This window comes from Conyzicola sp., assembly GCF_046714715.1.
GTDB lineage: Bacteria > Actinomycetota > Actinomycetes > Actinomycetales > Microbacteriaceae > Conyzicola.
In genome coordinates this window covers 1-9,833 of sequence record NZ_JBKKAD010000036.1, presented here as the reverse complement: position 1 = coordinate 9,833, position 9,833 = coordinate 1, and the positions used below count along the sequence as shown (strand labels likewise).

Here is a 9,833-nt window from a genome sequence, read left to right as displayed (position 1 = left end):
ACACGGCGCCGAGCGGCAAGTCGATCTCGGTGGAGATCGTCGCCGTGGAGACGTACACGCCGTAACTCTTGTGTCGGTTGAGTAAGGCCGTCTACGGTCTGTATCGAAACCCGGGTCTCGATACGGTCGCTGCGCGACCTACTCGACCGGCAGAATGGGCTAGAAGTCGACGCGCGGCTCGTAGCCTTCGTCGCGCAGCCGGGTGAGCACCTCTTGCGCGTGCTCGGGCCCCCGCGTCTCGATGTGCAGCTCGAGCTCGACCTGGCTGAACTGCATACCGTCGCCGTGCCGGGTGTGCAGCACCTCGACGACGTTCGCGTTCGCCTCGGCGACGAGCGCCGCGGTGCGGGCCAGCTGCCCCGGCCGGTCGGGCAGCGGGATGCGTAGTTTCAGGTAGCGCTCCGACGCCGCGAGACCGTGGCTGATCACGCGCTCCATCATCATCGGGTCGATGTTGCCGCCGCTGAGCACCACGACGGTCTTCCCGGCGTTCGTCACCTGGCCGCTGAGGATCGCGGCGACCCCCGCTGCTCCGGCCGGCTCCACCACGAGCTTGCCGCGTTCGAGCAGCAGCAGCATGGCGCGGGCGATGAGGTCGTCGTCGACGGTGATGACCTCGTCGACGTATTCGGTGACCATGGCGAAGTTCAGCACCCCGGGTTGCGCGACGTTGATGCCGTCGGCGATCGTCGGGAGCGTCTTGACCGCGGTGATGAAACCGTTCTGCAGCGAGAGCGGGTAGGGAGCCGCGTTCGCGGCCTGCACGCCGATGATGCGTACGGTGCGTCCCTCGAGGGCGGCCCGCTGCTTCATCACGCTGGCGACGCCGGAGACGAGTCCGCCACCGCCGATCGGCACGATCACGGTGTCGGGGTCGGACACCTGGTCGAGGATCTCGAGCCCGAGGGTGCCCTGACCGGTGACCACGTCGATGTGGTCGAACGGCGGGATGAGCACGGCGCCGGTCTTCTCGGCGAATTCGGCCGCCGCGCGGAGGGGCTCCTCGACGGTCGTGCCGCGCAGCACGACGTCGGCGCCGTAGCCGCGGGTGGCGGCGAGCTTGGGCTGCGGAACGCCGACGGGCATAAAGATGGTTGCCTTGATGCCGAGCTCACGGGCGGCGAACGCGACGCCCTGGGCGTGGTTGCCGGCCGAGGCCGCTACGACCCCGCGCTCCTTCTCGGCGTCGGAGAGCCGGGCGAGGCGGTTGAACGCACCGCGGATCTTGTACGAGCCGGTGCGCTGCAGGTTCTCGCACTTGAGGTAGACGGGCGATCCGAGGATCTCCGCGAGAAAGCGCGCCGATTCCATGGGTGTTACGTCTGCGACGTGGGAGACGATGGTGCGCGCTCCCTCGAAATCGGCCAGTGTGGGCCCGATGAGGGAGGTGTCGGTCATTGCTTGATAGCTTCTTTCAACCCGGGACGCGTGGTGGTGCGCCATTTTCCGCTCGCGATATAGGTCACCATGACATTGAGCGTTGCCACCAACGGTACCGCGAACAGGGCGCCGATAATGCCCGCGACGCCCGACCCGGCGGCGACTGCGAAGACCACGGCGAGCGGGTGCACCTTCACGGCGGCGCCCATCACGAGCGGCTGCAGAACGTGGCCTTCGATCTGCTGAACGAGCAGCACGATACCGAGCATGACGAGGGCCTGGATCGGGCCGAGGTAGACGAGCGCCACGAAGATGGCGATGGTTCCGGTGACCACGGCACCGACGACGGGGATGAACGAACCGAGGAAGACCGCGATGGTGATCGGGATGACGAGCGGGAAGCCGCCGAACGGCAGGCCGAGGATGAAGGCGCCGAGGCCGATGCCGACGGCGTCGACGAAGGCGACGAAGATCTGCACCTTCACGAAGGTGGTGAGGGTCAGCCAGCCGGCATGGCCCGAACCGTCGACCGCGGCGCGCGCCTTGCGCGGGAAGAGGCGCACGACCCAGTTCCAGATGCCCTTGCCGTCGATGAGGATGAACAGGGTCGCGAACAGCACCAACAGCACGCCGACGAGGAAGTGCCCCGCGGTGGTTCCCACCGTGAGCGCGCCCGACCAGAGCGACGAGCTGTCGGCCTGGATGGCCGCGATCGCGTCGTCGAGGTAGCCGTTGAATTCGTCGGAGTTGATGCCGAACGACGTGTCGAGCCACTCCTGGAAGTCCTCGTAGGCGGTGATCGACCGCTCCTGGATGTCGCCGTAGCCCTGCCGGATCTGCCAGACGATGAGATAGATGAGCCCGGTGATGACCACGATCGCGCCGAGCAGGGCCACGGCCACGGCGAGCGCCTTCGGCCAGCGGTGCCGCACGAGGAACTGCACGATGGGCACGAGCAGGGCCGCGACGAGCACCGCGATCATGAGCGGGATGACGATGTCGCGCAGCTGGATGATCAGCAGCCCGAACACCACGAGCACCCCGACGATGGCGAGGATGCGCCACGACCACGCGCCCGCGATCTTCATCCCGTCGGGCAGCGACCTCTCCCCGGCGTCGACCGGAAGCTGCGGGGTGATGAGGGCCGGGGATTCGTCGGGGCGACGCGATCGAAAGAGCATTTCCCGATTCTATGTTTCCGGTGCCGCCCGAACTAGCTAGGCCCGGGGGCTTGCGGCCACCGGCGCTTTCTTCAGTCTGAGGAACGCGGCGTCTCCGACCTCGGGGGCATCGTTCACGTCGTGCTGCACGGCGATGACGGATCCGTCGGGCAGCAGGAAGTCGGTGCGGCGCAGCGATCCGAGGAAACTCGAGGCGACGACGGTGGCCGCGATGGCGCCCTCGGTGTCGGCGGTGGCGAGAGCCACGTCCTCCGGCCGGATGAACGCGGTCACCGGGCCGTCGGGCTGCGATTCGCCGAGCAGCGGCAGCCGGATGCCGAACACGACGACCTCGCCGTCGACGACCTCCCCGGGAACGCGGCTGGTGAGTCCGACGAAATCGGCCACGAACGGGTTGACCGGCGTCGCGTACAGCTCGCGCGGCGTACCGATCTGTTCGATGCGGCCGGCCCGCATCACGGCCACCCGGTCGGCGACCGCGAGGGCCTCCTCCTGGTCGTGCGTGACGAAGACGGTGGTGATGCCGAGGTCGCGTGTGATGCGGCGGATCTCCTCGCGCAGCTGCACGCGCACCTTCGCGTCGAGCGCGCTGAGCGGCTCGTCGAGCAGCAGCACGCGGGGACGCGTGACGAGGGCGCGCGCGAGGGCGACGCGCTGCTGCTGGCCGCCCGAGAGCTGGTGCGCGAAACGGGCGGCGTGGGCACCGAGGCCGACCATCTCGAGGGCGTCGGCCGCCCGCTCCCGGCGCTGGGCCTTCGGGACCCTGCGCATCCGGAGCCCGAATTCGACGTTCTCGATCACCGTCATGTGGGGGAAGAGGGAATACGACTGGAAGACCATGCCGATGTCGCGTTTGTTGGTGGGCGTGGATGCCACGTCGACACCGTCGATCAGGATGCTGCCCGAGTCGATGGTCTCGAGCCCGGACAGTGCGCGCAGGGCGGTCGTCTTGCCACAGCCGGACGGGCCGAGGAGGGCGATGAACTCCCCCGGCTGCATCACGAGGTCGATGCCGGAGAGCGCCTGCACGGTGCCGTAGCTCTTGATGACGTCGCGCAGTTCGACGGTGGCGCCCGGCTCGGCCGACAGGGTGCTGGTGGGTGCGGTGAGGGTCATGAGTCACTTCCGGTGCGGCGGGAACGGCCGATGCGGCCGATGGAGAGCAGGAGCACGAACGCGAGCAACAGCGCCAGCAACGCGAAGATGATGGCGACGTAGGGGTCGGACTGGCCGACCTGCAGCAGGGCGGTCTGCAGGTTCACCCGGTTGAGCAGGCTGGCGATGGTGAACTCGCCGAGCACGACGGCTACTGAGATGAAGCTCGCGGCGAGAACCCCGCGCTTCAGGTTGGGCAGCAGCACGTGCCAGAGCACGCTTCCCCAGTTGGCGCTGAGCGTGCGGCCGGCCTCGCTCAGGGTGATCATGTCGACGGCGTCGAGATTCGACTGGATGGCGCGGTAGGCATAGGGCAGAACCGTGATGCCGTAGGCGAAGGCGAGGGTCCAGATGGAGCCGCCGAAGACCTGCACGACCACGGCGTAGACCGGCGCGAGACCGACGACGAGCACGATCGCGGGCACGGTGATCGGGATGATGCAGATGAACTCGAGCACGCGCTTGAGGCGGGGGAACTGCAGGTGCACGAGGATCATCGTGGGCAGCAGCACGACGAGCACGATGCCCACCGTGACGACCGCCAGCAGCACGGAATTGCCGATCGCCGTGAACAGGTTGCGGTAGGTGCGGGCCGCGTCCTCGGAGAAGAGCCCCGTCCAGTGGTCGAGGGTGTGCGCGCCCGACAGGCCGTCGCGGAAGGTGAACTCCACCATCGCCAGGATGGGGAACGCGAAGACGATCCCCACGACGCCGAGGATGATCCAGCGCGTGACATTGCCCGGCTCGGTGCCGAGACGCACAGAGTTCTTCGACGTCATTTCTGCCACCTCGACGTGCGTGCCTGCAGGACCGAATAGCCCCACATGACCACGACCATCACGACGACCATGCCGAGGGCGAGTGCGCCCGCCATGTTCTCGCGGCCGAGCACGGTCTCGCTCACGAGCGCGGCACGGATCTGCAGCGGCACGATCGGTGAACCCTGGCTCACGAGCGCGGCGGCCGTGGCGTAGGAGGAGAACGCGTTGGCGAACAGCAGCAACAGGCTGCCGAAGAACGATGGCGCGAGCACGGGGAAGGCGATCTTGGTCCAGTAGGTGAACCGGGTGCCGCCGAGTGTGGCGTTGGCCTCGGCCCACTGCGACTTGAGCCCCTCGAGCGCCGGCAGGAAGGTGATGATCATGAGCGGCACCTGGAAGTAGGTGTAGACGACGAGCAGGCCGGCGGGCTGGTACAGCCACGGGCCGCTCTCGTAGATGTCGACGCCGAAGCTGTCTTGGAGCCAGATGGTGAGCAGGCTCTGCGTGCCGATCGCGGCGATGAACGCGAAGGCGAGCATCACGCCGCCGAACTGCGCGAGCACGCTCGCGGCCGAGTCGATGAACGAGCGCAGCGCTCCCCCGGGCCGGGTGCCGAGCAGGGCGTAGCAGACGAGCGCCCCGACGACCGCGCCGATGACGGCGGTGACCGCGGACACCCAGAACGAGCTGGCGAAGGTGGCGAGCACGAGGGGGTCGAAGAGCCCCGCGATGTTCGACAGCGTGAACGAGCCGTCTTCGGTGAAGAACCCGGTGACGATCGCGAGCACCGTCGGGATCGCCAGGAACAGCACGACGTAGACGGCGAAGGGCGCGAGCCCGAGATACTTGGCCAGCCCGCTGAAGGCGCGGCGCCGGGGAGAGCTGGCCGGTTCGGCGATCGGGTGCTGCGGAGGCGTGGCTCCCACAGCACCCGATACGAGAACTGGCGCGTTAGCGACAGTCATGGGTGGTTGCTGCTAGCCGATGGCCGCAGCCCACTTTTCTGCGAGCAGTGCGGATGCCGCTTCGGACTGTTCGGTCGTCGGGGTGACGATCTCGCCCTCGAGGTTGCCGATCGCGGAGATCGCGTCCTCGTCGGTGGTGCCGGCCTCGTTCATGGCCTCGAGCGTGACCGGGTAGGCGCCGCCGACGATGAACATGTTCTGGGCGTCGGCGCTGAAGATGAACTCCTGCCAGAGACGCGCGGCCGCGGGGTGCGGGGCGTCCTTGCTGATGGCCTGGTTGTAGAAGCTCGTGTAGGCGGCACCCGGGAGGGTGGTCACCTTCCAGCCGTCGACGACCGAGGTCTGGGCGAGGTTGTTGTAGCTCCAGTCGAAGACGACCTTGGTCTCGCCCGAGGCGATGGTGGCCGGGGTGGCGTTGACGGGGATGAAGTTGCCCGCCTTCTTCAGCTCGCCGAAGTAGTCGATGCCGTCCTGGAAGTCGTCGAGCGTTCCGCCCTGCTGAACGGTGGCGAGACCGACGGCGGCGAAGGCCGCGCCCGCCTGCGTCGGGTCACCGTTGAGCGCGACGGCGCCCTTGTAGTCGTCGCCGAGCAGGTCGTCGAGCGACTCGGGCTCGGGAACCTCGTTCGAGTTGTAGCCGATCGACATCGAGCCGGTGTAGTCGTTGACCCAGAGGCCGGTCGACTCCTTGTTCTCGTCGGGGATCTCGGCCCAGTTCTCGACCTGGTAGGGCGCGAAGTAGTCGGTGCTCGCGAGCGCGACGGCCGTGCCGAGGTCGAAGACGTCGGGGGCGGTGTCCTGGCCCTTGAGGTTGTCGGCCGCGGTGATCTCTTCGGCGCTGGAGATGTCGGGGTCGGCCGAGTTGACGGTGATGTCGTACTTCTCCTCGAAGGCCGCCTTGATCTCGCCGTAGTTGGCCCAGTTGTCGGGGAGCGCGATGACGTTGAGCTCGCCCTCGGCCTTGGCCGCTTCGACGAGCGCGTCGAGGCCGCCGAAGTCCTCGGCGGAGGTGGCGGTGGCCGCGTCGACGTCGGACGCGGCGGGAGTCTCACTCGGGGTCGAGCAGGCGCTGAGGGTGATCGCGGCGGCGGCGAAGACTGCGATGCCGGCGAGGTGGCGCTTTCTGAACAAGGGATTCCTCCTGGTGGCCGCGCCGGCCGCCCGCGCTGTGAGCGGGCAGAAGGGAACCGGTCGACCTTGTCAGAACGGTACGGAGCAGCGCGGACCGGCCGGGTACGGGCGAGTGAACGATGGGCGAACGGCGTCGGTATAGACCCGGTGTCTGCGGCAGTCGGTAGTGTCGTGTCGTGACTCAGATCTCCGCACGCCAGGCCCGACGCATCGCCCTGGCCGCGCAGGGCTTCGGGCGGCGTCCGACTGACGCGACCACGGGCATCCGTCAGCTCGGTTCCCTCGTCGACCGGCTCGGCCTGCTGCAGCTCGACTCGGTGAACGTCTACGAGCGCAGCCACTACCTGCCCGTGTTCGCGCGCCTCGGGCACTACGACAAGGCCGATCTCGACCGGCTTACGTTCGGCCGCAAGAGCCGCTACACCGAGTACTGGGCGCACGAGGCGGCGATCATTCCGATGGCGAAGCGGCCGCTGTTCCAGTGGCGCATGGACGCGCGACGCGCGAAACAGACCGCGGATGTCACGGGCTGGCCCCACAGCAATGGTGCGATGCTCGACTGGCTGCGCGCCGAACTCGCCGCGAAGGGTCCGCTGCCGGCGAGTCAGATCGAGCACGACGCCAACCGCGGCACCGGCAGCTGGTGGGGGTGGAGCGACGTGAAGTACGGGCTCGAGTACCTCTTCGGCTGGGGCGAGGTCGTCTCCGCCGGCCGCACCCGGTTCGAGCGCAGCTACGCCCTCGCCGAGCAGCGCGTGCCGGCCGAGATTCTGGCGACCACGGTGGCCGAGTCCGACGCGGTGCGTGCGCTCATGGCCGACGGCGCCCGGGCGCACGGCATCGGCACGCTCGCCGACATCGCCGACTACTACCGCATCAAGCAGGGGCCAGCGCGGTCCGCGGTCGACGATCTCGTCGACGAGGGCGAACTCGTGCCGGTGACGGTGGAGGGGTGGAAACAGCAGGCGTACCTGCACCGCGACGCCCGCATCCCGCGCCGCATCGAGGCCGCGGCGCTGCTCTCCCCGTTCGACCCCGTCGTGTGGGCGCGGCCTCGGGCCGAGCGCATGTTCGACTTCCACTACCGCATCGAGATCTACACGCCGGCACACAAGCGGGTGTTCGGGTACTACAGCCTGCCGGTGCTGGTCGACGACCGCATCGTGGGCCGCATCGACCTGAAGAGCGACCGCCAGAACCGCGTGCTGCGGGTGCAGTCGGCGTGGCGGGAGGCCGGCGCCCCCGCGGGCATCGAGCAGCGCATCGTGCCCCTGCTCGAGAGCGCCCGCGCCTGGCAGGGTCTCGACGCGATCGAGATCGTCGACCGCGGCGACCTCGCCCGCGATCTGGCGGGTGCGGCGGGCCTGCCGCTGCGGGCCGCCACGCTCGTGGAGCCGCCCGAGCCGCAGCCCGACAGCTAGCCCGACAGCTAGCCCTACCCGCGCCCGAGCCGCCAGCCGCAGCGCGGCGCGCGTATGAGCCCGTTCCGGCCAAATGACGCGGCCGCGGATGGCTCATGCGGCCGGAACCGGCTCATCTGCAGCGCGGCCGCGGCACGCACGGCTGCGGCGTCGCATCGGATCGCATCACGCGAGGCATGGACGGGCGGCCCCGACGCTGCCATCATGGGGAGCCATGACGACGGTTGTGATCTTCCATTCCGCGCTCGGCGTGCGCCAGGGCGAACTCGACGCGGCCGCGCGGCTGCACGCGGCCGGCCACGAGGTGATCGTGCCCGACCTGTACGACGGTCGGGTGTTCGACGAGTACGAGCCGGCCATGGCCTGGGCGGGCGAGCAGCCCGAGGGTTTCCGTGCGACGCGCGCCCTCGCCGCGGTCGCCGGGCTGCCCGACGGGTTCGTCGTCGCGGGGTTCTCGATGGGATCGTCCGACGCGGTCTACGTCGCGACCCGCCGCAGCGTGTCGGGCGTGCTGCAGTTCGCCGGCCTGAACCCCGTGGAGTGGTTCGGCGACGATGCTAGGTGGCCGGCCGGCGTCGACTCGCAGAGCCACCAGAAGGTGGACGACCCGTTCCGTGATCCCGTCGAGGAGCAAGCGCTGGCGGATGTCGCGGCAGCGGGAGGCACCCTCGAACTGTTCGACTATCCGGGAGCCGGGCACCTGTTCACCGACCCGACTCTGCCCGACGAGTTCGACGCCGAGGCGACCGAGCTGCTCTGGAGCCGGGTGCTGCCGTTCGTCGCGGCGCGGGGCGAGCAGGCTTAGAAGCCGCCGCCGATCTTGTGCAGGCGCTCGACGCGCTCGGCGAGCGGCGGGTGGGTGCTGAACAGCTTGTCGATCAGGCCGGGCTTGTTCGGGTCGGAGATCCACATGTGCGCCATCGACGAGTGCTGGCGCCGCACGGGCCGGCCGTAGGCGGCCAGCTTGCCGAGAGCGCTCGCGAGGGCCTCCGGATGACGCGTGGTCATCGCTCCCGTGGCGTCCGCGAGGTATTCGCGCTGGCGAGACACGGCCGCCTGAACGACCCCGGCGACCAGCGGCGAGACGATGAGCGCCACGATGCCGAGCACGAGCACCAGCGGGTTGCCGCCGTTGTTGTTGTTGCGGTTGCCGCCGGAGAAGAAGCTGAAGCGCAGCAGGATGTCGGCGATGAAACCGACCGCCACGACCAGGCCGAACACGATGGTGGAGACGCGGATGTCGTAGTTCTGCACGTGCCCCAGCTCGTGCGCCATCACGCCCTCGAGCTCGTCGTCGTCCATGATCGCGAGCAGGCCCGTGGTCGCGGCGACGACGGCGTGCTTGGGGTCGCGGCCGGTGGCGAAGGCGTTGGGCGCGTCCTCGTTGATGATGTACACCTTCGGCATCGGCATACCGTTGGTGATGGCCAGGTTCTCGACGATGCGGTAGAGCCGCGGGTCATCCGATTTCTGGATCTCGTGCGCTCCGCTGATCGCGAGCGCCTGCCGGGAGGCCGCGAAGTACTGGATCAGCGTGTAGGCGCCGGCACCGATCACCGTGCCGATCGTGATCACGAGCGGGTCGCCGCCCATGAACAGGCTGGCGACGTAGCCGAGAACGGCGATGAGGATCACGAACAGCACGATGATGAACACCGTGTTGCGCTTGTTCGCGGCTATGGCGCGATACATCTAGGTACGACCTCGGGTGACTAGAACTGCACGCGGGGCGGTTCCGCGATGGCCGCCGCGTCGGAGACCTCGAAGAACTCGCGCTCGGAGAATCCGAGTCCGCGAACGAAGAGGGTGTTGGGGAAGACCTTGATCTTGGTGTTCAGC

10 protein-coding genes are annotated in these 9,833 nt (G+C 68.6%); 2 read left to right on the top strand and 8 right to left on the bottom strand.

Annotated features, from left to right (window positions below; translation table 11 throughout):
* Positions 1 to 159 precede the first annotated feature (159 nt).
* The 6 genes from ilvA to ACLQ6X_RS03130 are packed head-to-tail and all read right to left on the bottom strand — an operon-like array spanning position 160 to position 6,573.
* On the bottom strand, positions 160 to 1,398 hold the full coding sequence (gene ilvA, locus ACLQ6X_RS03155) for a threonine ammonia-lyase (protein ID WP_411698718.1): 1,239 nt from the start codon (positions 1,396 to 1,398) through the stop codon (positions 160 to 162).
* The gene (locus ACLQ6X_RS03150; protein ID WP_411698716.1) at positions 1,395 to 2,561 is read right to left on the bottom strand and encodes an AI-2E family transporter; all 1,167 of its coding nucleotides are present in this window, start codon (positions 2,559 to 2,561) and stop codon (positions 1,395 to 1,397) included. The genes ilvA and ACLQ6X_RS03150 overlap by 4 nt, the downstream gene beginning before the upstream one ends.
* 36 nt (positions 2,562 to 2,597) lie before the next feature.
* The gene (locus tag ACLQ6X_RS03145; protein ID WP_411698715.1) at positions 2,598 to 3,677 is read right to left on the bottom strand and encodes an ABC transporter ATP-binding protein; all 1,080 of its coding nucleotides are present in this window, start codon (positions 3,675 to 3,677) and stop codon (positions 2,598 to 2,600) included.
* The gene (locus tag ACLQ6X_RS03140) at positions 3,674 to 4,495 is read right to left on the bottom strand and encodes an ABC transporter permease (RefSeq protein WP_411698714.1); all 822 of its coding nucleotides are present in this window, start codon (positions 4,493 to 4,495) and stop codon (positions 3,674 to 3,676) included. Before ACLQ6X_RS03140 ends, ACLQ6X_RS03145 begins: the two co-directional genes overlap by 4 nt.
* Complete coding sequence (locus tag ACLQ6X_RS03135; protein ID WP_411698713.1) at positions 4,492 to 5,442, bottom strand: ABC transporter permease; 951 nt, start codon at positions 5,440 to 5,442, stop codon at positions 4,492 to 4,494. The genes ACLQ6X_RS03140 and ACLQ6X_RS03135 overlap by 4 nt, the downstream gene beginning before the upstream one ends.
* A gap of 12 nt (positions 5,443 to 5,454) precedes the next feature.
* Positions 5,455 to 6,573 carry an ABC transporter substrate-binding protein gene (locus ACLQ6X_RS03130; protein WP_411698712.1) on the bottom strand — a complete coding sequence of 373 codons (1,119 nt, stop codon included), beginning with the start codon at positions 6,571 to 6,573 and terminating at the stop codon, positions 5,455 to 5,457.
* 176 nt (positions 6,574 to 6,749) lie between these two features.
* Between ACLQ6X_RS03130 and ACLQ6X_RS03125 the strand changes: the two genes are divergently transcribed.
* Positions 6,750 to 7,994, top strand: a complete 1,245-nt coding sequence (locus ACLQ6X_RS03125; RefSeq protein WP_411698711.1) for a winged helix-turn-helix domain-containing protein — start codon at positions 6,750 to 6,752, stop codon at positions 7,992 to 7,994.
* 73 nt (positions 7,995 to 8,067) lie between these two features.
* A complete protein-coding gene (locus ACLQ6X_RS03120) occupies positions 8,068 to 8,799 on the top strand; it encodes a dienelactone hydrolase family protein (protein WP_411698710.1) in 732 nt (243 codons plus the stop codon).
* Here ACLQ6X_RS03120 and ACLQ6X_RS03115 read toward each other — a convergent pair.
* Entirely contained in the window at positions 8,796 to 9,686 is an 891-nt protein-coding gene (locus ACLQ6X_RS03115) for a M48 family metalloprotease (RefSeq protein ID WP_411698709.1), read from the bottom strand. The genes ACLQ6X_RS03120 and ACLQ6X_RS03115 overlap by 4 nt on opposite strands.
* A 20-nt stretch (positions 9,687 to 9,706) precedes the next feature.
* The coding region (locus ACLQ6X_RS03110; protein WP_411698719.1) for a LemA family protein at positions 9,707 to 9,833 on the bottom strand (127 nt) is incomplete at its 5' end.